19 protein-coding genes are annotated in these 20,769 nt (G+C 50.5%); 8 read left to right on the forward strand and 11 right to left on the reverse strand.

Going from position 1 to position 20,769, the window contains the following annotated elements:
* Window positions 1-82: 82 nt before the first annotated feature.
* Entirely contained in the window at window positions 83-1,564 is a 1,482-nt protein-coding gene (locus tag FCN78_RS07650) for a bifunctional NUDIX hydrolase/phosphatase PAP2 family protein (protein ID WP_077658736.1), read from the reverse strand.
* Between the two features lie 47 nt (window positions 1,565-1,611).
* Here FCN78_RS07650 and FCN78_RS07655 point away from each other — a divergent pair, with 47 nt between their 5' ends.
* Entirely contained in the window at window positions 1,612-3,234 is a 1,623-nt protein-coding gene (locus FCN78_RS07655; protein WP_077658737.1) for a VRR-NUC domain-containing protein, read from the forward strand.
* An 88-nt stretch (window positions 3,235-3,322) separates the two neighbouring features.
* Here FCN78_RS07655 and FCN78_RS07660 read toward each other — a convergent pair whose 3' ends face one another.
* Window positions 3,323-4,063: a flagellar brake protein gene (locus tag FCN78_RS07660; protein WP_077459248.1), complete on the reverse strand. Its 741-nt coding sequence runs from the start codon at window positions 4,061-4,063 to the stop codon at window positions 3,323-3,325.
* Between the two features lie 65 nt (window positions 4,064-4,128).
* Complete coding sequence (locus FCN78_RS07665) at window positions 4,129-5,424, reverse strand: DUF945 family protein (protein WP_077658738.1); 1,296 nt, start codon at window positions 5,422-5,424, stop codon at window positions 4,129-4,131.
* A gap of 183 nt (window positions 5,425-5,607) precedes the next feature.
* Here FCN78_RS07665 and FCN78_RS07670 point away from each other — a divergent pair, with 183 nt between their 5' ends.
* The 3 genes from FCN78_RS07670 (at window position 5,608) to FCN78_RS07680 (ending at window position 8,742) form a co-directional block, all read left to right on the forward strand.
* Window positions 5,608-7,563, forward strand: coding sequence for an ATP-binding protein (locus FCN78_RS07670; protein ID WP_077658739.1), 1,956 nt, complete (start codon window positions 5,608-5,610; stop codon window positions 7,561-7,563).
* Complete coding sequence (locus FCN78_RS07675) at window positions 7,560-8,060, forward strand: response regulator (protein ID WP_069362697.1); 501 nt, start codon at window positions 7,560-7,562, stop codon at window positions 8,058-8,060. Before FCN78_RS07670 ends, FCN78_RS07675 begins: the two co-directional genes overlap by 4 nt.
* Before the next feature lie 133 nt (window positions 8,061-8,193).
* On the forward strand, window positions 8,194-8,742 hold the full coding sequence (locus tag FCN78_RS07680) for a hypothetical protein (RefSeq protein WP_069362696.1): 549 nt from the start codon (window positions 8,194-8,196) through the stop codon (window positions 8,740-8,742).
* Window positions 8,743-8,864: 122 nt separating this feature from the next.
* Here FCN78_RS07680 and FCN78_RS07685 read toward each other — a convergent pair whose 3' ends face one another.
* The 4 genes from FCN78_RS07685 to FCN78_RS07700 form a co-directional block, all read right to left on the reverse strand.
* A complete protein-coding gene (locus FCN78_RS07685) occupies window positions 8,865-9,713 on the reverse strand; it encodes a universal stress protein (protein WP_077459251.1) in 849 nt (282 codons plus the stop codon).
* A gap of 11 nt (window positions 9,714-9,724) precedes the next feature.
* On the reverse strand, window positions 9,725-11,239 hold the full coding sequence (locus FCN78_RS07690; RefSeq protein ID WP_069362694.1) for a SulP family inorganic anion transporter: 1,515 nt from the start codon (window positions 11,237-11,239) through the stop codon (window positions 9,725-9,727).
* 278 nt (window positions 11,240-11,517) lie between these two features.
* Complete coding sequence (locus FCN78_RS07695) at window positions 11,518-12,723, reverse strand: MFS transporter (RefSeq protein ID WP_077487108.1); 1,206 nt, start codon at window positions 12,721-12,723, stop codon at window positions 11,518-11,520.
* Window positions 12,724-12,793: 70 nt separating this feature from the next.
* A complete protein-coding gene (locus tag FCN78_RS07700) occupies window positions 12,794-13,135 on the reverse strand; it encodes a TraR/DksA family transcriptional regulator (RefSeq protein ID WP_077459254.1) in 342 nt (113 codons plus the stop codon).
* 271 nt (window positions 13,136-13,406) lie between these two features.
* Between FCN78_RS07700 and FCN78_RS07705 the strand changes: the two genes are divergently transcribed.
* Entirely contained in the window at window positions 13,407-14,417 is a 1,011-nt protein-coding gene (locus FCN78_RS07705; RefSeq protein ID WP_077658740.1) for a Preprotein translocase subunit SecY, read from the forward strand.
* Here FCN78_RS07705 and FCN78_RS07710 read toward each other — a convergent pair.
* Window positions 14,414-14,791 (reverse strand): hypothetical protein, encoded by a 378-nt coding sequence (locus FCN78_RS07710; protein WP_077658741.1) that lies wholly within the window; start codon window positions 14,789-14,791, stop codon window positions 14,414-14,416. The genes FCN78_RS07705 and FCN78_RS07710 overlap by 4 nt on opposite strands.
* Window positions 14,792-14,973: 182 nt before the next feature.
* Here FCN78_RS07710 and FCN78_RS07715 point away from each other — a divergent pair, with 182 nt between their 5' ends.
* Entirely contained in the window at window positions 14,974-15,696 is a 723-nt protein-coding gene (locus tag FCN78_RS07715; RefSeq protein ID WP_077658742.1) for an AzlC family ABC transporter permease, read from the forward strand.
* Window positions 15,693-16,013, forward strand: coding sequence for an AzlD domain-containing protein (locus FCN78_RS07720; protein ID WP_077521533.1), 321 nt, complete (start codon window positions 15,693-15,695; stop codon window positions 16,011-16,013). The genes FCN78_RS07715 and FCN78_RS07720 overlap by 4 nt, the downstream gene beginning before the upstream one ends.
* 128 nt (window positions 16,014-16,141) lie before the next feature.
* Here the strand turns inward: FCN78_RS07720 and FCN78_RS07725 are convergent, their stop codons facing one another.
* The 3 genes from FCN78_RS07725 to FCN78_RS07735 all read right to left on the reverse strand — a co-directional run bounded on the left by FCN78_RS07725 (window position 16,142) and on the right by FCN78_RS07735 (window position 18,737).
* Window positions 16,142-16,417, reverse strand: coding sequence for a YrhK family protein (locus FCN78_RS07725; protein WP_069362687.1), 276 nt, complete (start codon window positions 16,415-16,417; stop codon window positions 16,142-16,144).
* Between the two features lie 54 nt (window positions 16,418-16,471).
* Window positions 16,472-16,765: a DUF3955 domain-containing protein gene (locus FCN78_RS07730; RefSeq protein ID WP_077459259.1), complete on the reverse strand. Its 294-nt coding sequence runs from the start codon at window positions 16,763-16,765 to the stop codon at window positions 16,472-16,474.
* 88 nt (window positions 16,766-16,853) lie between these two features.
* The gene (locus FCN78_RS07735) at window positions 16,854-18,737 is read right to left on the reverse strand and encodes a methyl-accepting chemotaxis protein (protein ID WP_077658743.1); all 1,884 of its coding nucleotides are present in this window, start codon (window positions 18,735-18,737) and stop codon (window positions 16,854-16,856) included.
* Between the two features lie 371 nt (window positions 18,738-19,108).
* Here FCN78_RS07735 and FCN78_RS07740 point away from each other — a divergent pair, with 371 nt between their 5' ends.
* The gene (locus FCN78_RS07740) at window positions 19,109-20,653 is read left to right on the forward strand and encodes a DUF3369 domain-containing protein (RefSeq protein WP_077658744.1); all 1,545 of its coding nucleotides are present in this window, start codon (window positions 19,109-19,111) and stop codon (window positions 20,651-20,653) included.
* Window positions 20,654-20,769 lie beyond the last annotated feature (116 nt).

Consider the following 20,769-nt stretch of genomic DNA (forward strand, 5'->3'; position numbering starts at 1 on the left):
CCATGCCTGGTGCAATTTTTGTTGTGCTGTCACTTTACCTTAACTCTTGGCACAGCCAAAGCGATCACCTAGCAAATCCTTGTCACCACTCGCGCCAACCCAACCGCTTACCCGACCATTTAGCAAGCTCTGGGCTGGCAATCAGTACCCAAGGGCCCAAACTCCATGCCGCCATTGACACGACAATAAGCACAATCCAGCTTAACCCTGTCAGCTGTGCCACTCCCCAAGCTGCGCCAACAATGGCGGCGATACCGAAAAAGATCCACGCCAGCGTTAACAGTTTGCCATTGAGCCGGCTGGCCGGTTTATGACTAGGAAAGAGCTTATGCCAAACCTGACCGGTATAAACACCCGCCGCCAACGCTGACAGATAAACCATATTGGGGATCTTTAATGCCAGTGCCAGCAACGCCATGATGAGACACGCTAAGAACCAGATTCTGCCGGTGGTCAGCACGGGTCGTTCATTCCCCACCGTTACCGCATCCAGCTTGACAGTCGCCCAGGCGACACTGCTCCCGACCAGGGCCCCGATCACCACATCACTGGCAAAATGCACCCCGAGATACATGCGGTTCAGTCCCATAAGCACTATCACCACCAGTGTCATCGCCAGCGCACCAAAAGCAGGCGGGTGTGTGACTCGGCGCTTTAGATACCAAGCGGTCATCACAGCGGCCGCGAGTAAAGTGTGGCCACTCGGTACCGTAAAGCCGCTTGCTTGGCCTATTTGCAAGTCAGGCCATAGGTAAAACGGCCGTGGCATGGCAAAGCCACTTTTTAGGGTGGTAGACACAGCCGCTGCGCTGATCAGCAAAAAAAGCAGCGACAGTGCCGATTTATGGCCGCGAAAAACAAGAAACAAAGGCACCAGTGCAATATAAAAGGCGATCTCTCCTAACGTATTGACCAGTTTGAATACGGCGGTGACGGTTGCATTCCCCGCGTCACCCAGTTGTTGTACGGTGTCTTGTACGCCTGAGACCAATCCATATTGACTGACATAAAACACAGGTGCCAAGGCACTAAAGTCGGCCAAGGCACTGACATCACTGCTCGGGGTTTTCGCCGCTAGCGACCACAAGTGATCGCGACGATCATTAAACCGATAGCGATAGTCTTGCGCATGGGCGCGCGGTACCAGCCGTGCTTGCTCAATTTCAGAGGCAAAATGGGGGGCGCGCCACGCCGGCAAAAGCCCCACCCCCTCAGCGGTGGAGACAACAGGCAACGGCGCCTGGCTTTGGCAGGCAAACAAGACGCCGCGCGCATCCTGATGATACACATCACCGACCGTTACCCGAATCGCTGTTTCTTCGAACACTTCACGGGCGAGCGCTCTGCTCGGTGATTCGGCCAAGTTAACCCGGCCACCAGGCAAACCATACCGTCCAGTTACTGTGTCTTTGACTAGCAAGAGCCGTCCAGCAGGATCCGAGATAATGCAAGCGACCCCAGCGATCCCTTGCTCGTTAGAGAACGTCGTTTCATTGTCAGCCAAGGCATCGCTCGACACTAACCCGCTAAAGACTGACAATAGTACAGCGATAATCCGTTTCATGCGGCGGCTCCTGAATGCACGTGTCCTGATGAAAGAAAAGGAAAAGAATGACACAGCCCGATCCTCTTAGCCCCTATTATTACCATCATAACTTTCAAAACTTGATGGATTTAGTCTGCGAACGTGACTGGGATCTGCTCACAAGCAACGAGCGCCATTGGCTAACGACCTTTCAACAGCTTAGCTTCAAAGCACAGTGCCTGCTGGTGCGTTTACTGATGCGCCGTCACGACTGGTTTTTAGCCGATTCGCTACATTACCATGAGCTGGGTGAGACACCGCCGTTACTCGACACCCTGGCTGAGCATCAGTTTATTCGTTTTACCTATACAGCCCCGTCAGAGGTGTTATTTAAATTACTCACTAAAGCACAACTGATTGAAGCCTTTCCAGATACAGAACTCCCTAAGAGTGCGTCTAAAAGCCAGTGGCAGCAGGCGATAGAAGCGACCTATGGCAACACACTCGACAGCCCTTATACGTTGGTGGTTTGTCACCAGCCAGACATCTTACCGGTATTAAACCTGCTGTACTTTGGCAATTCGCGCCAGGATTTAAGCCAGTTCGTGGTGGCGGAGCTGGGTATCCAACACTTTGAGCCCTATCCCATTCGGCAAGCCGATCGCTTATTTAACGACCGAAGTCAGATTGATGATTGGCTTCACTTATCCGGGTTAAACGAAACCGCATGGCAAGCACGCAAAAACAAGCAACCTAAAGACGTCTTGGCGTTAGCACCCTGGTTGCCAGCCCCTTTTGACTGGGCACCGCTCGAGCGCAAGCGGCAGCGCTTGGTGAATAGTATTGCCCGCGAATTTGAGCGCCAAGATGATTTATCGAGCGCCTTGTCGCTGTATCAAACCACCACTCAGCCACCCAGCCAAGAGCGACGTGCACGTATCTTGATAAAGCAAGGTGACATTAAAGCGGCTGCAACCATCATCGCCACCATGCTCCAAGCCCCACACGATGAGGAAGAGCTTGACGTCGCTTATCGCTTGGCGAAACAAAAACCGGTTCGCGCACTCGGCAGCTTGGTTCCCTCAGCGCGTGCTAAACCGGCTACATTACCCACAGAGACGTTAGCTTTACCGCTGAATCAGCGCGTCGAAAATGAGGTTGCTGATTATTATCGTCAGCAAGGCTGGCAGGTATGGTTTAGCGAAAACAGCTTGCTTAACGCACTGTTTGGGCTGTTTTTTTGGGATGTTTTGTTTTTGCCGGTCCGTGGCGCCTTTCTTAACCCTTTTCAACGTGGGCCGCGCGATCTCCACAGCGACGACTTTGTCGCTAAACGGCAGACACTGATTGATCAGCGCCTCGCCGAGATTAATCGAGCACGCGATTGGGTAGCGCAACACTATCAGCAAAAGCACGGCATCACTAACGAGTGGGTAAATTGGTCGGTGATAGAGTGGCCGCTGCTTGAGGCTGCGTTAGTCATGCTTACAGACACACAGCTTCGCGCCTGTTTTCAACGCATCTTGTTCGACCGCCGCCATAACCGCCGCGGCCATCCAGACTTGTTCATGTGCCGAGGTACGTCATACCAATGGGTGGAGGTGAAGGGGCCAGGCGATACACTGCAGCCCCACCAAACACGCTGGCTACAGTTTTTTCAACAGTATGCGATCCCAGCGAAGGTGGCGTATATCACGCCGGATGAGTGATGCACCCAGGGGCACCCTACATGGGATAGGCCTATCACTGGCTCTCATCCTCTGACGCGACATGCCTCAAGCCCCTGAAGTGACCTTGTCATTCACTCGCTTCAGCATTGGGGTTAAAAATGTAATGAGAGCCATCGTAAACCAGCCGTTTGATCAACGCCTCGCAGTGTTTGAGACCGCTGCGGTCAAACGACACGCCATAGCGCTGCATGCCCCATTTTTGTTGCCGGTTCTCTATTTGCCCACTTAAGATAAAACACTCGTCACTGTCTGGTGCTTGGATTTGAATCGCCATTTGGTGGTGTTTTTCAAACACGGGCGCAATAGCATCAAAACTAAACCCACAGCCACCTGCAGAAATATCGGTAAGGTTGACGGGCAAACGACGATGATCGAGCGGGATTTCCCCTTTGACGTTTAACTCATAACGATTGTCTTTGCGCTGTTGTATCAGCTTGGCTTGTTGCGGTAACTCGACCATGACCAAATTGATTGGCGTTTTGAGCACGGTTGAGATCTTAGACGCAAACCGCACTTTGGCCCCCTCACCCTCGTCAGAGACGGCATCGACTGCCAGGCGATATCCCTCAATAAAAAATTGATTAACTTGATTAAGGTTTTCCGTCGGTAACGAAAAGAACAAGCGCTTTTCACCATCAAAACCGATAAAGGTACATTCACACCGGTACGTTTGTCCCACTGGTGTCTTGATTTGCACTTGCGTCGTGGTGCCATGCTTCATAAATGCCACAGCACGTAACCCCATGACGGTCTCTTCTCTCACCGTTTTGTATTTTTTGGCCTTAAGTTCAGGCAAAGACTGCATCATCGTTCGCTTTTATTGTTATGGATAACTACGGGCACTGGTGTCTTAACTCAGTGCCCAAGGCGCGTTTACATCAACATAAACATCACAAATTGCACCAGCGGTACAGCAGTACCATTAGAGGTGACGACTTGGTTTCCCTCGATTTTGGCAGTTAGCACGGTATTTTTATCGGTTTGTGTGACAAAGCCCGCTTTGGTCAGATCTTGTATTTTTGCTTGCCATGGTGACTGTGTCAGCACCCCGTTGGGTACCGAGATATCCAGATCACCACTGACCTGATTGACCAGTTGTTGGAGATTGAATACGCCAGTTGGATCACTCTCTTTCACATCGACGTGCATGTCGACACTGATATCCCCTTCTGGCACGGTTAAGTTGGCAGGCGACAAGTCAATCGATAACCCCGACTGCAACAATTGCACCAAAGCTTGATCAAAAGCCTCCATACTCACTGGCGCACCACCTTCTTGCCACTGCGACGAGAGTAACGCGATTTGGGACATGGCACTGTAATCAAGATGATTGGCATCGAGTGCCACCACCAAGTTCTGCCACTGCGTGTTGTTCGGTAACGCCATCGTCCCTACTGTCAATTGGTTGGTATTGTTTAGCTGACGGGTTGACGTTGACTCAGACGCAACCAACTGATTCCCTATCTCAAGCTCTACGTTATCCAACTTTAAGGATTGACCACTGACATCACTGAAGTGTGCTTGCTCGAGCGATAAAGATTGTTCACCAATCCACAGACCATCTTGCAAATAGCCACTTCCTGACCCCGACACGCTATCCACTTTGAGTTGCTGCCCACTATCGTCATTGAAGGCCAGTGCGGGTAAAGAAAAGGTGGCTTTAACATGCCCTTTGCGGTCAATCTCGCCTTGTAGACTTAGCTCGCTCGCGGTCAGATTGCTGCTCGCCTCTGATAACGAGAAAGGCGCGACGGTAAGGTGATAATCGGATGCCCCTGTCATCAAGGTATCCAGCTCTAAACGAATTGGGGTTGGGTTACCGGGCCACGCTTTTTGCGTGATCGCTTGTAGCTCAGGCGTCATCACTAACGTGTTGCTTGACGACACGCCAAATACACCGTGCGAGATCTCTGAGGCGATTTCGTAGCTAACGGGTAAGCCCGACTGCGCAAGCATCGCTTTGGTTTCACCCTGAAATGCGACGCGCGTGACCGCCTGCGAGGTTAAATACCCGCGCTCATACGTCTGCTGCTCGAGGGTAAATTCTGGGGTTGAACGCTGGTCGACTTCTCGCTCATACATCGAGTGTGCAATCTGGCCAGTCGCAAACGGCCAACACGCCACAATCGCTAGGCCACCAGCGATGGCACCATACTTTCCTAAAAACATGTTTTCTTTGCCTCAAGCATGCGAAAAGCCATAGTGTAACTAAAATTAGGCGCTGAAGATAACGCCCTGTAATAGCGCAGCATAATATACCGAGGGTATCGTCATGAATGTCGACCATTTCGCATCATTGTGATGGATAAATGCATACAATAAACGCATCGTCGTGGTAAATCAGCAGAGTCTATGAATCCTTTCGTTATATTGTGCATTGACCAAGACCCTTTCGTGGTAGAGCAGTTGTCTCACGACCTCGCGCCGTTTCGTGATGTGTTTGATCTTTGCAGTGCAGAGACCCCAGACGACGCCTATACCATGCTCGACGACTTTGAGGCTAACGAGCAACAGGTGGCATTACTGATCTGCCATAACCTTGCTGGCGATCACCAAGGCATCGATTTATTGGTCAATGTCGACAATCACGCGGCTAGCCAAGGCGCACGAACTGTTTTGCTCAGTGAAGCACCGCAATACGATATTATTTTGCAGGCGGTGAATGAGGGCCGACTCAATTATTGTATGCACAAGCCTTGGCGAGCCGAGGAGATGCAGCGTGTCGCCGAAAAAGAACTGACTACCTACGTGTTGCGCTATTGCCAACATGATTTACTGCGCTACGCTGAAGTGTTAGACCACCGCACCTTGTTAGATGCCCAAGTTGAGCGCGAGATAAGCCAGTTTCAAGCGCAATTGTTAGCGCCAGGCGAGACCGACAAAGCGGCCATTGCTGATCGCGTGATCGCCGGTTTATATGCGTTTTTTGAAGGCAACGATGAGAGTCGCGCGTGCCGCACCTACAGTGCCAACCATGTGTTGACCAAAGAAAATCAAGACAATGCATTTTTGTGGTTTATCACCGATGGCGACGTTGGGCTGTATAAAACGGATGACGAAGGGCAAGAGCATCATGTCTCCACCCTGTCTTCCGGCAGCTTGATTGGCAGTATGTCGTTTGTGACCGGAGACGTTTCTTTCTCCACGGGTCGCACTCTCACTCGGACGCAGGTGATCAAAATCGATCATGCATTATTTAGTAAAATAATGACCAGTCGCTCTGAGCTGCTGCCCTTGTTTATTCAATACCTGTTGCTGCACTTTAACCAACGCTTAAAGCGCAGTATCGATACCGAAATCCAGCTGCAGCAAACGCTCGCCTCACTGGACGAGGCCAACCGCCAGTTATTAGAAAAAGAAAAGATGGCACTACTGGGGCAACTCGTGGCGGGCGTCGCTCACGAACTCAATAACCCAGTGTCAGCGATTTTACGCAACAGTGATGCACTCGCAGACGCTCTAGAGGAAGTGGCAAAAACGCCGTTGGCCTCAGCCAGCCGCGAGCAAGCCCTGTCGCTTTTACAAACAAACCGCGAGAGTACCCCTTTATCAACGGCGACGGCGCGAACCTATACCCGCACCTTAAGCGACGTCACCGGGGATAAACGTATCGCGCGCGATTTAGTCAACATCGGACTATATCAACCTGAAGATATCCAAGCCTGGCAACAACATCTGGGTAAGGACTTTAGTCGCGAACTCACTACCTGGAAGCAATACGCCCGCTGTGGGCGGTTATTACGCTCTAATCATGTGTGCGCGGCGCGTATTGCCGATCTCGTCAAAAGCTTACGCACCTACGCCCGTCAAGACAGTGAACAGCGCCAACGCACCCGTATTATTGAAAACATTGACGATACCCTCACCTTATTTGAGCATCGACTCAAGCCTCACCAATTGGAAAAGCGCTATGACTGGGTGCCCGATATTATAGCTCAGCCTTCTGCCTTGGCGCAGGTGTGGACAAACCTCATTGCCAATGCCTTAGATGCGATGCAAACACCAGGCACCCTGACCGTGACAGTAAAAACACTCAATGACCAAGCCTCTGGCACGATAGAAGTATCGATCAGTGATACCGGCACCGGTATGACGCCTGAGCAGCAAGAAAAAATGTTTGCGTTAAATTACACCACCAAACGCGAAGGCCACTTTGGTTTAGGCATTGGCCTGACCATGTGTCAAACCATTATCCATGAGCAAGGCGGGGATATTCAGGTTCGCTCCCAGCCAGGTATCGGTACCACAATGGCCGTCACCTTACCCATTGAACTTCCCGCCTCTGTCAGTAAGGAGCCCCAACGATGAGCCAATATTTAGTCCTATGTGTCGATGATGAGCGTGACGTGCTCGATAGCGTGGTCGATGACTTGCAAGGGTTTACCGACCACTTTGAGATAGAAGCGGCAGAATCAGTCGCAGAAGCACGAGAAGTCATTGCGGACATGGCCGCAGAAGGCACCAAGCTGGCACTGATTCTGTGTGATCATATTATGCCCGGCGAGCTAGGCGTAGAGTTTTTGATTGAGTTAGCCCATCAGCCAGAGACCGCATCGACGCGCAAAGTGTTACTGACCGGCCAGGCAGGGTTGGAAGACACAGTCTCTGCGGTTAATCACGCCAGTTTGCACTATTACCTCGCTAAACCTTGGCAAAAAGAGACCTTGGTCAGTGTGGTGACCGACCAGCTCACCAGCTATGTGATCGCGCATGAAGCCAATTTATTGCCATGGACCAGCGTACTGGACACGCCTCGGATTGTAGAGGCCATCAATCGCAATAAATGGGATATGGGCGCAGAGTAGTCGCCAAGCTAGCTCGTACCACCCGGTAGGTCAAAAATCGGTAAAAAAGCCTGACTCACGGGCGGATGTGCTTGTTTCTGCGCGCAATCGTCTTATAGAATGATTTGAACACCAATAACAAGTGGAATTGATAATGCGTAAATCTCTTTTAGCCAGCGCGATTGTCGCTTTGGCTTCGTTCAGCGCCGTGGCCAATGAAGAAGACGCCAACCTCACCACCATGAGTAACTTCAGTTACGACTATCTGGAAGGACGCATCGGTGTTAGCCCACTCACCTATGGTGCAGGATTTAGCATGTCGATCCATCCCAACGCGCACGTACGCGTCGAAGCGGATACCGAATTTGATTCCGATTGGGACACAGCGGCTGGGATTGGCTTTCATGCGCCCATTAACAACTGGGCAGACTTAACCGGTGAGCTACTCGCGCGTGGCGTGAACAAAGATAACTTTGACAGCGATGTCGGCTTGGAAGTTAACCTAGGCATACGCCAGTGGCTTGGGCCACAAGTTGAAGTAGGCGGTGAAATTGGCCTGCTTACCGTTGATGACGAAGAAGATACCTTTGGCTCTGCCTACGGGCGCTTCCATGCCACTGAACTCTTCTCACTGGGGGCAGCCTACCGGGTTAACGAGTGGTACGGTGACCAATTTATGTTTACCACACGCTTTAAATACTGATAACGCCACTCGGTAGTGCATTGCCTTCAAGCAATAGCGCATTGCCGCCAGACAGTGACAGTCAGATCAAAAAAAACCCGCATCGCTGCGGGTTTTTTATTGCTATCGTTGTCCGCTCGCGATTAACGGATCAATAACATGGGTACTGTCGACTCGACCAGCAATTTAGTGGTATTGCTCCCCACAAAGAACTGACGTAATTTTGAGTGACCGTAGGCTCCCATCACGATTAATCCAACTTGATTGGACGCTTGGTAATCTAAAATCGCACGATGAACGTCGCCGGTTAGCTGAGCCTCAACCACATCGACGCCCGCCGTTTTCAAGCGCTCGGCTGCGCGTTTAAACGCTGCCAGCTTTTCTTGCGAATCTTCTACCATCACCAAGTGACAAGTCATTCCTGCCAACAGCGGTGTGCTCAATGCTTTTTCCACTAGCTTTTCGCTGATATCGCTGCCATCGAACGCTAATAAGTAGCTTTCAGGTGTTGAAAACTCGCCGTTAGCCACCAAGGTATGCGCTTTAATCGAGCGCACCACGCTTTCAAGCTGTGAGCCGATTGCCTTGGTATCGTTTTGGTGCAACTCACCGGATTTACCCAAGACTAACACTCGCGTCTGTGGCTCGATATCAAGCAGGGTTTCCACCAAGTTGCCATGGCGCTGCAATTTGCGCACGTCTTCCAGCCCTTTGGCTTTAGCGTCTTCTTCCAACTCAGACAGCAAGGCTTTGCCGTGCTTCATTTCCAGCTTGGCACGCTGCTCATCCAGCTCCACCAGCTCTTGTAGCAGTTGTTCACGGCTGCCCACTCCCAAGTTGCCTGATAGTTCAGGCTCCGCTTGGTGTGAGGATTTATCCAGCACATGCAAAAGTGTCAAAGGCACAGACAAGCGCTTGGCGGCCCAAACGCTTAAATCTGCGACTTGCTTTGAATAATGCGGGCCATCTACGCACGCGGTAATTTGTTCCATGGTCGGTCTCCTTAGTGGCCACCCATCATTTTTTCTACTTCTTCGGGCTTATCGTGCACGCCGAACTTATCGACGATGGTCGCAGTCGCATCATTCATGCCGACGATATTCACCTCGGTACCCTCACGGCGGAATTTAATAACCACCTTATCAAGGACAGACACGGAGGTAATATCCCAAAAGTGCGCTGCCGAGAGATCGATGGTGACACGCTCCAACGCTTCTTTGAAGTCAAACGACGACAAAAATTGATCTGACGAGGCAAAAAAGACTTGACCCACAACACGATAGGTACGTGCATCGCCGTTGTCCTCCGGCTCGCTTTTCACCACCATAAAGCGACCAATCTTATTGGCAAAGAACAAGGCCGCGAGTAACACCCCAACTAGCACGCCGATCGCAAGGTTGTGGGTGAGCACCACGACCACCACGGTCGAGACCATGACGATATTGGTTGATAGCGGGTGTGACTTCAGGTTAACGATCGACTCCCAAGAGAAGGTACCGATAGACACCATGATCATTACCGCCACCAGTGCGGCCATCGGGATTTGGCTGATCCAATCGCTTAAGAACACCACCATAATCAGCAGTAGCACACCGGCGAACAAGGTAGAAAGACGACCACGTCCACCGGATTTAATGTTAATGACCGACTGACCAATCATCGCACAACCGGCCATACCGCCTAAGAAACCGGTGGCGATATTGGCAACACCTTGACCTTTACACTCACGGTTTTTCTCACTGTCTGTGTCGGTCAGATCGTCGACGATAGTGGCGGTCATCATCGACTCCAGCAAGCCCACCACGGCCAGTGCCGCTGAGTATGGGAAGATAATCGCCAAGGTTTCAACGTTTAGCGGCACATCCGGCCATAGGAATACCGGTAAGGTATCAGGCAAATCACCCATGTCACCCACGGTACGCAAGTCCAGGTTATACGCCATGGCAATACCGGTCAGAATGAGAATGCACATCAACGGAGAAGGAAGGACTTTGCCAATACGCGGAACGTAAGGGAAAAGATAGATAATCGCTAAGCCTGCGGCCGTCATCGGATACACATGCCACATGATTTCGGTCTCGCGGATGATTTCCGGACCAATAAGCTCTGGTAACTGCGCCATAAAGATCAGGATCGCGAGCGCGTTGACAAACCCGGTTACCACTGAGCGAGAAACAAAACGCATCAGGTTTCCGAGTTTTAAATAACCGGCCGCAATTTGAAGTATCCCGGTTAGCACAGTCGCCGCCAATAGGTACTCAAGCCCATGCTCTTTTACCAAGGTCACCATCAACAGCGCCATCGCACCGGTTGCGGCGGAAATCATGCCCGGGCGTCCGCCCACAAAGGCAATAATCACGGCGATACTAAAGGAGGCGTAAAGGCCGACTTTCGGATCCACACCGGCAATAATCGAGAAGGCAATCGCTTCTGGGATCAAAGCCAATGCCACAACGATACCCGCAAGCATATCGCCGCGTACATTGGAGAACCAATCACGCTGAATTCTATCTATCATGAACGTCTCTACAAAATTGGGTTAAAAAAGGTGTCGCGCGCATTTCAGGCCTGATTTCACCTGAAAATCAAAACGCGTGATCCTAGTCACTTATTGACCAAGCGTCAACTCCCCTTTTTTAGCCCTATAAAGACTTATTTTATACAAATCATATAGTTAATCTATGATTGTGATATTTTTGACGCAGATTTATTTCATTCTTTTCGCCAGCCCTCTTTTTCGCTTACTTTGGCCATCAGGCAAAGATCGCTTTCGCACACGACGTTCAGCGCTGCCGTTTATAGTCGTGGATAAACAGGCACTAGCAATACGGTAAAGGAGAGAATCAACCCAATCAGGGCATAAATCAGTTGGTTAAGCGTCCAACCGATATCGATAACCATACCGAACACCCAAGGTGCCAAGGCGGTGGACAGGATCATCATCCCCGTCACCAGAGAACGAATGGCACCAATATGCGAGACCCCGTACATTTCTGCCCATAAGGTATTAATCACCGGATTGGTTGCGCCAATCGCTAAACCGAAAAGGCACATGAAAAGCGGTGCGGCAAGGGTGTGATTAACATTGGCAATCACCATTAGGCCGAGAACAAGTGGAATGGGGATTAAGATAAGCACATTTCGCGACCGGTATTTATCAATCAGGCTGCCGGAGATAACAGAACTCAACCAATGTACGGCCCCGTAAAAGACGAAACTGCCCGCTAATACACCTGGCGTCCACTGTTTGGCTGCCAGAATAAAGTCCTGTTGGATAAATACGCCGGTCACCAAAAACGGCGTCACCAAGGCAATGGGTATGATCATCCAAAAGCGCCAGTCGCGAATCACTTGTCGTCGGCTGGCATCACTGGCTTGGTTTTGATGGTCTGCTTCGATGCGCGTCCGTTTAAGATCGGCTTTTCGGACCAGAAATAGCACCAGTGGTAAAAACACCACTAACAGGGTGGCTCCAATGAATAACCAGCTTTCTCGCCAGCCTAAAAACGCGATCAAGCCAATGACGATTGAGGGTAAAACTACCTCGCCAATGGCGACCCCACTGCCGACTAAGCTAATGGCTTTGCCTTTGTCTTGCTGGGCACGCTTAATCACAGTGGCCTGTGCGATGTGAGGCAAAAAGCCTTGTCCGCAAAACCGCAATAGAAAGAACCCCACCAACAGCCCTATCACACTGTCAACGGAGTACATCAGCGCACACGCGATCATCAGTAACATGGCGAAAAAGATCAGGAGTTTGTCGACCCGTATACGATCCACCACACCACCAAAGCTAATCACCAACACACTACTGGTCATAGTGGCAATGGCGTAGATCCCGCCGTAGGTGGCATCACTTAATAGCAGCGCCTCTTTAAGACTGCTGCCATACCAGCTGATGAAAAACGATTGGCCAATGTTGCCAAAAAAGATCGACAGAAAGCCAAAAGCAATTAACGGCCATTGGTTTTTTATCAAAATCGCATAAGATCGCGCGAACATATATTCCCATTAATAACTGATATAACCTGGTGGTGGCTCAACGAGTCGTTCTTCTCGAAGGCGCTAATACTCATGCCTGTTTCTCCTCACAGGCCACACAACGTTGTGCGCAAGGATCAATTTCAAGGCGCTTCGGGTTGATCGGTTCGTCACAATCAAGACAAAACCCATAATCCTCATCTTCAATGCGCTTAATGGCTGCTCTAACCTGTAATAAGCGTTCTTTTCGACGCCTCTTTTGTTCAAGCGCCATTTGTTGGCCCTGCATCGCATCCATTCGCGACAAGCGGCCGACACTTTGTTGGTCTAGTGTAACCGTACTATCCGCCCCATTTTGTTCTCCTACCTCTAGTTCAGCCAACAGCTCGGCTTCTAGCGCGGATAACTGAGCATGAAAGTTATTAAGATCCATACTTGAATTCCTTAGCTATCAGTATTTGCCTTAACCAGAGGCTTACTATGACATTTTCCTCTATAGAGAGGAAATCATGCGGCTCGATACTCTCTGATAGTGATTAATAGGCAAATCCTAACTGAGTTGACGATGCTTTTTAGCGCAGGTTGGTGAGGAAGCAGGCATTCATTGGAATTTTCACACCTGCCTAACACACAAATCGGCTGAGATGCGCTAGGCTTTGCGCCCTCTCAATATCACAGACAATAACAACAATATGAATCCAGTCATGTCAGCGCCAACCAAGATGGCGTTACGCTTCCCCAAAGGGCGATTCGCCATGTTAAGTGTGTACAGCTTTACCGGCGCCGCCATTGTGGCTTCTACCATTTTTTCCCTACTGCTTTTTTTATCCCTTGACGATAACCCGCTGATGCAGTGGTTGTTCGGGGCACTGGCAGTGATTTTTGAAGCGGGTAAGTTTTATGCATGGTACGAGTTTGGTGAGCGCCGGGCGCACGGCAACTATGTGGGTGCCTTATCAGCCCTGGCTTTTTATCTCATTTTGGCCTTAATCTCGATTGGCGGCAGTATTGGCGGCATCAATAGTGCCACCAATGCCGCGCAAAGTGAGCAGCGCCAAGCCCAAGCGCAGATTGACGCTTATAACCGGCAAATCAACGCCATCGAGCAACAAATCACGTTGAACAATCAAGCCGCCGAGCGTTATATCGAATTGGATAGAATTGCGACGGGTGTGGCGCGATTACAAAAAGAAAACAACCAATTACGCAAAGAGCAACAGCAGCTCGCGTTAGAGCGCGATAGCTTACCCGCGGTGGCACAGGGATCCATCTTGGGGTTGATTAGCAATCTTGCGAACACCTTGGGCGTCAGTGCCGATCAGGCCCAATCTTGGCTGGTGATTTTTCTCTCTGTGTTGCTCGATGTATTCGCCGCTTTCTTTGTCGGCGTGATTGGTGAAGAGCAGCGTTTCCGCCATTGGTATCGTCACCCACATGCCACACCCCCTACGCCTCTGAACACCAAGGAGTCTTCTCGTGTTAATGAGATAGACACGGAATCCACAACGCCTTCAGAGGTTCCTAACGAGGATGTAGATTCGCCTTATGCCGATATCAAAGCCGCGTTAGCCGCCAAAACGTTACGTTGTAGCAAGAAAGCCGTGATGGCGGAGTATGCACTGAGCCAAGAGGCCGTCGATACCCTATTTACCCACTTACAACAACAGGGATTGGTCGCCAAAAAGCCGAACCACCATTATCACTGGGTGGGTTAAGCCAACAGCATCAATAGACCGCTGAGTATCATGGCGGGAAGCCCACTTAAAAACAGCCACAGTCCGAGCTTGTCATCGGGCTGTGACGATGAATCGAGCACCATCGCGTGCTGTTGAGCCGTGAGCGCCCGCTGGGTCACTGAATCACGGCACCAATAGCGGCTTTTGTAACGACTGTACGTCACAAGCCCCGCAGCCGACCAAACGAGCCCCCCGACGTAAAATGCACCATCCCCAAACGTCGTCAATGTGACCCATCCCACCTGCCATGCGCCAACCACAGCGGCACTGGCTATTGCCGTTGACACTAACCAAACATAGAGAAAATGCACGCTTGGCGATGTTGATCCCTTCAGGCGATGCGGTGCTTTCATCGTGTTTCCTTTCTGTGTCTTAGTGAGCCACTCTGGCTGTTGATAATCCCATCTCTTTGCGGCATGGCGGTGATGTGATACAAACATCTTGTAAGTTTGTTAATCAGTACGTTACCTGACCTTTTAGCACCTTACCGATAAAAACAATTTATAACTAAGCAAATACAACAAAAAGGTGATCTATGCATAAGGCTGCACAAGAGGTGCATGCGCCTGAGGCATCACTATGGCGCGCATTGGGCGATGTTAGTCCGCTGTGCCTCGCCGTCCTGCCTTGGGGGATACTCTGCGGTTCATTAGGGCTGCAAATGGGATTCAGTGCGCTGCAAACACAAGCCATGTCATTACTGGTTTTTGCAGGGGCGGTGCAGTTGTCTGGCACCATGATGGTGGGCAGTGCGGCGGGCTTACCAGCGGTGCTCGGTTCCACACTGGTGATTAGCGCACGGCACCTTCTCTATGGTGCCCACTTTCGTCAGTACATTACGCCGTTGCCGCTTAAATGGCGTCTCGGCCTCGGCTTTTTACTGACCGATGAAATGTATGCGCTTTCAACCGCACACACCAGCAAACATGGTAGATTTTCTAAACACTACGCCCTGTATACGGGCGCCGCGTTTTATATCGGTTGGAACCTTGCCACCTTGGCGGGGATTCTAGCGGGCTCTCAGCTGAAAGCTTTGGAAGCCATCGGGCTCGACTTTGCCATTGCGGCCACCTTTATCGCCCTGACCGTACCCAGTATAAAAACCCGTCCCGTGCTACTTTGTGCCTTGGCAAGCGGTATCAGTATGCTGCTGTTCACCTATTACCACATCCCTAACGCATTAATCATTGCAACTGGCGTAGGTATGGTCGCAGGGCTAATGGCTGAGTCGCTAACGACACGGAGGGCATCAACATGAGTTACTGGTTAATCATCGTCGCCATGGCGCTGATCACCTTCTCAGTGCGTTATCTGCTACTGGCGCGTAGCATCCCTGTGCGCATTGGTCCGCGGTTGCAACGACTCCTTACCTACTCGGCCCCGGCGGTTCTAACCGCGTTATGGGTACCGATTGTCTTCTTTCCCGAGGATAAGCTGGCTATTTCGACCACCAATCCTTATTTACTGGGTGCTTTAGTCGCGATCGGTTTAGCCTGTACCCGCCTGTCGACCTTATTAGTGGTCGGACTATCGATTGGCTTTTTTGTTGCTCTTCAGCTGTGGGTTCTGGGATAAATAGCGATAATAAACCAACCAGTGCGATGCCACCATAGCAAGAGGCAGGGTCATCAGCCTGCCTCTTGGGTTTATTCGCCTCTCGGCTCAGAGGCTAATGAATTTATAATTGATTGAGTAACCGTTGGTTATGCTGTGTTCTGCGCCCGTTGTTGCACGCGCGAGACATGGACTAGGCCCATCAATTTGATACTCGGCTTCAGTAACAATTGCGCGCTACCCACAATAAACAACCATGTTCCGCTTTCTATTAACGCATCATTGAGAAAAAAGAAGCTCCCGATCAAAAACCAAATCGCAATTAGCAAATCGTTAAATGCCCCCAACGCTTCATAGCGACGCTGGATCACCAAATGCTTATTACCAATATCAATATCCAGTTCTGGGCCATTGCGCTGTATCATCTTGCCTCCTCTGGACCTTGGTATTAACAATCAGGCGTTAAATGGTTTGTGGCATTAACAATCAAGGTGTTGCCGTTTAATGCCTAGCATGGTTATCACCATGTTGACAACAAACATGACTGCACTCAATCCTAAAAACAACCAGGCTAGCGGGATGAATGCGAACGGTTCGTTTGGACTGCCGTTGGCAGCAATGTGTGGCGTGGAAAGGTTGAAGGCGAGCAGGCAACCCGTGCCGATGAGGAAGAGGATAAACGAGGTACGAAAGTGTCGCAGTAGGGTTAACATAAAACCTTTTTCTGTTGCTTCAGTATCCTTTAGGACTGAGTACCACAGCAAAAGTTCCATTCCTCTCACATTTTTTTTCAAAAAAACCGCTACCTTGCATGATGCGTGGGTAGCGGCTGATTCATTTAGCGTCTTGGTCGACGGTGCATCAAAGCTTGTACGTCGATACCTTGTCGCTCAGCTGTGTTGCCTGACTACGCAGATTATCCGCCTCTTGCGAGGTATCGTTAGCACTGCTTACCAGGTGCTCAGACACATCTTTGATAGAGGTGATGTTTTGTGTGATTTCACTTGTCACATGGGTTTGCTCTTCTGCCGCGGTCGCGATCTGCGTCGCCATATCACTGATCTGATTGACCGCTGCATCAATCTCACTCAGAGCTGCCGTTGCTTTATCCACATCAGACACAGAATCGCCCGCCAACACTGAGCTGCTTTCCATGGTCGATACCGCGCTTGCCGTCGTGGTTTGCAACGTCTCAATCGTGGATTTAATTTCTTCGGTCGAAGCATGGGTACGCTGCGACAGAATACGCACCTCGTCAGCGACGACGGCAAAGCCTCGCCCTTGCTCACCCGCACGCGCTGCCTCAATGGCCGCGTTGAGTGCAAGCAAGTTGGTTTGCTCCGCAATCCCTTGAATGGTCGACAGTACCGTCGAAATCTCCTGCGAGTGTTTATCTAGTTCGGCAACAATAGTGCTGGCTTGTTTCAACTCATCTGACAACCGAGTGATCGATGTTTTGGTATTTTCAACCACCGCACGCCCATTATCAGTACTCGCGGTCGATTCTTGCGCCGTATTCGCGGTGTGTTCAGCATGCGAGGCGATCTCTTGTGTCGCAGAGGCCAACTCGGTGACGGCGGTGGCCACCATGGTCACTTCTTGCTGCTGCTGATTAATGTCATCCACGTTGCGGCGTGCCCGTTCCGTACTGCTGTCCGACTGCGACGTGAGTTGGTCGGCTTGCTCGCGAATATGGCTAATCAACTGATGCATACTCCCCACAAAGGTGTTGAAGTTTTTCGCCAGTTGCCCCACTTCATCTTCACTTTCAACGTCAATGCGTTGAGTCAGATCACCGCTACCATGGGCAATTTGCTCGAGGGCATTAGAGACATTGGTCAACGGTCTAAATAGAATATTCACCAGCAGATTGAACAGCAGCGTACAGGCAATAACCACTGCAATTGTCACCGCAATTTGCCCCCAGACTGCATCAAACAGTGGCGCGACTAAGGAGTCATAGTTAATCACGGTGACAGTGATTAACCCGGTCTCTTTGATGGGTTTGGCATATACCACACTTTCTTCCCCACCCACGTCGGCCATCACACTTTCACCGGAATTCATGGCGGACTTCACCGTACTAAAAGACAAGCCTAGCTGGTTAATTGGCTCCTTGAGTAAGTCGGTGTTCGCGTGGGTAAAAATATTGCCTTCGCTGTTGGCGATAAACATATAGCCATTACCCGGCAAGATCACCTTCTCGAGACCTTCGATAATGTCACCAATTTCAACATCCGCCCCGAGTACCAAGGTGTCGCCGTTGAACTGGAGCGCTTTACCTAACGACACCACATTGGCGCCGGTTGCCGCTGCAACCGTCGGATTATCCATAAACACACTCGACGGGTCCGCTTTGGCGTTGATATACCAACCCCACTTACGCGGATCGTCATTACCCGGCGGTAGTACAACGCCATTCGCGTTATCCTGGCTGCCATCTGGGTAGGCGAGGAAGACGTTGTCAAAGCCACCCGCATCGCGCACTTGCTTAAGGTGGGTGACCATATTGTTCTCATCGGCCTCGCTGGTCAGTGAGGTCATCGCACGCTCTTTTGAAGCAACCCAGTCAGACACATATTGATTGTATGATGCCGTGGTACTTTCCAGCCGCTGTGCCACTTCGGTGTCCAACCGGGCAAGTGATGCACGAAACGATAACGCTTCAACGAGCAAACCACCGATAATGATGGCCATACTCGCCGACAGCGCGAGCTTGTGTTTGAGGGAGAGTTTTTTAAACATAACTGCCTTGTTTGTGTGTCATAGTGTTTTAATAATGATTTTAGTAAAACAGCGTTATTTGCCACCCGCAAAATAAGCGCCATACAACTGATAGGTATATCACAACAATTGTGTAAGAGAATTACTCAAGCTGTTGTCAACAGGCGATAAAATAACCAAGGTTATGCAACGCCTCTGGCGTTAAGCCTCTAGGCAACGGCTTGTCAATGCCAAGGCTAGCAGCCCAGTTAGCTCAGATACTGCGCCAGATCAGAGAACGGTAACAAACCCAAGGAAAGTCACTTAACTATCAATCACTCCCTCCTCGCAACTTTGAAAGTCCTAAACTACGCTTTAACTAACTGAGATAAACGCGAATAGGGGCGAAGTGAATGGACTTGTTTGCAGATCAACGTGACGGCGCATCTCCCAAGTCTCATGAGACCAATTCAGCATCTGGTGCAGCGCCATGGCGTATACTGCTGATTGATGACGATGATCTGATGCATGAAGTCACACGGCTTGCGCTAACGGGGTTCACGTTTCAAGGACGTCCTCTAGAAATTCTATCGGCTCTGTCTGGGCAGGAAGCTAGAGAGATTCTCGAAAAAGAAGCTGATATTGCGCTCGCATTGGTTGATGTAGTCATGGAAACCGAACATGCGGGCTTAGACTTAGTTCGCTACATACGCGACGAGAAAAATGACCACGTGATCCGCTTGGTATTGCGCACCGGACAAGCCGGCCAAGCACCAGAAGATCGGGTGATCCGCGAATACGACATTGATGATTACAAAGAAAAAACGGAGCTGACAACCCAGAAGCTCAAAACCCTGCTTTATTCGATGCTCCGCTCTTATCGTGACTTGTGCATGATTGAGGAGCAAAAACAGGGGCTCAAACGGGTGATTGAGGCCTCTGCAAACGTTCAGAACACCACCAATTTGCAACACTATGCCACCGCGGTGTTGGAGCAATTAACCTCTCTCCTTCACATTCATGACTCCGCGTTTTATTGCGTGGTACAACCGCGACCCGGTGCTGAAGAGTCACGTGCGCTGACGTTGGCGGCGACGGGAGAATACGTCGACTGTTACAGTGAATGTGCGTTTGAGAAGTTACCTAAAATCGTCTCAGAGCGATGCCAGCAAGCACTCGATGAACAACAAAGCATTCAGTTTGAGAATGGCTTTGTCCTTTTTCATCGCGACGATGAAGATGTCGAGTTTTTATTGTACGTCAATCATGCCACAACGCTCTCTGAGCTGGACCAACAGCTGCTTAAGATCTATATGCAGAATATAGGCCTGACATTCGAAAACTTAAGCCTTATGGTCGATTTGCGTGAGACCTCGAAAGAATTGGTCTACAACCTAGCCAATGCAGTCGAAGCGCGCAGTAAAGAAACCGGTGCCCATGTGCAACGGGTGTCTTTGTTCTGTGAAAAGTTAGGGCAACTCTATGGTCTGGACGAGCACAAAACCATGCTGCTCAAACACGGCTCCCCACTTCATGATGTCGGTAAAGTCGCTATCCCAGACGCGATTTTACACAAGCCGGGAAAACTCGATGCGGATGAATGGGAAACGATGAAAAAGCATGTCGAATACGGCGTCGAAATTCTCAGCCACTCCAAACGGCGCTTGATCGTCGAAGCCAAAGAGATTGCTGCCACCCACCACGAGAAATGGGATGGAACGGGTTACCCCAATCACCTCGAAGGCGAATCCATCCCAATTAGTGGCCGAATTTCAGCACTGGCCGATGTATTCGATGCCCTTGGCTCAAAGCGGTCGTACAAGGAAGCATGGACGGATGATGATATTCGCCAAGAGCTGATCGCCCAGCGCGGCAAGCATTTTGAGCCCAAACTGGTCGATTTACTCCTTGAGCATTGGGACGACTTTGTCGCTATTCGTGCTGAATACCCAGATTAGCCATGGCCCTTAACGGGCCTTTTTATGACCACACTTTTTATTTCAGAGGCGTTTCGCGACGCGACGTCAGTTATTCGTCTGCCTACGCCATCACGGTGTACAACCATGGTGACATT

The sequence above is a fragment of the Salinivibrio kushneri genome (assembly GCF_005280275.1).
In the GTDB taxonomy this organism is placed as follows: Bacteria; Pseudomonadota; Gammaproteobacteria; order Enterobacterales; family Vibrionaceae; genus Salinivibrio; species Salinivibrio kushneri.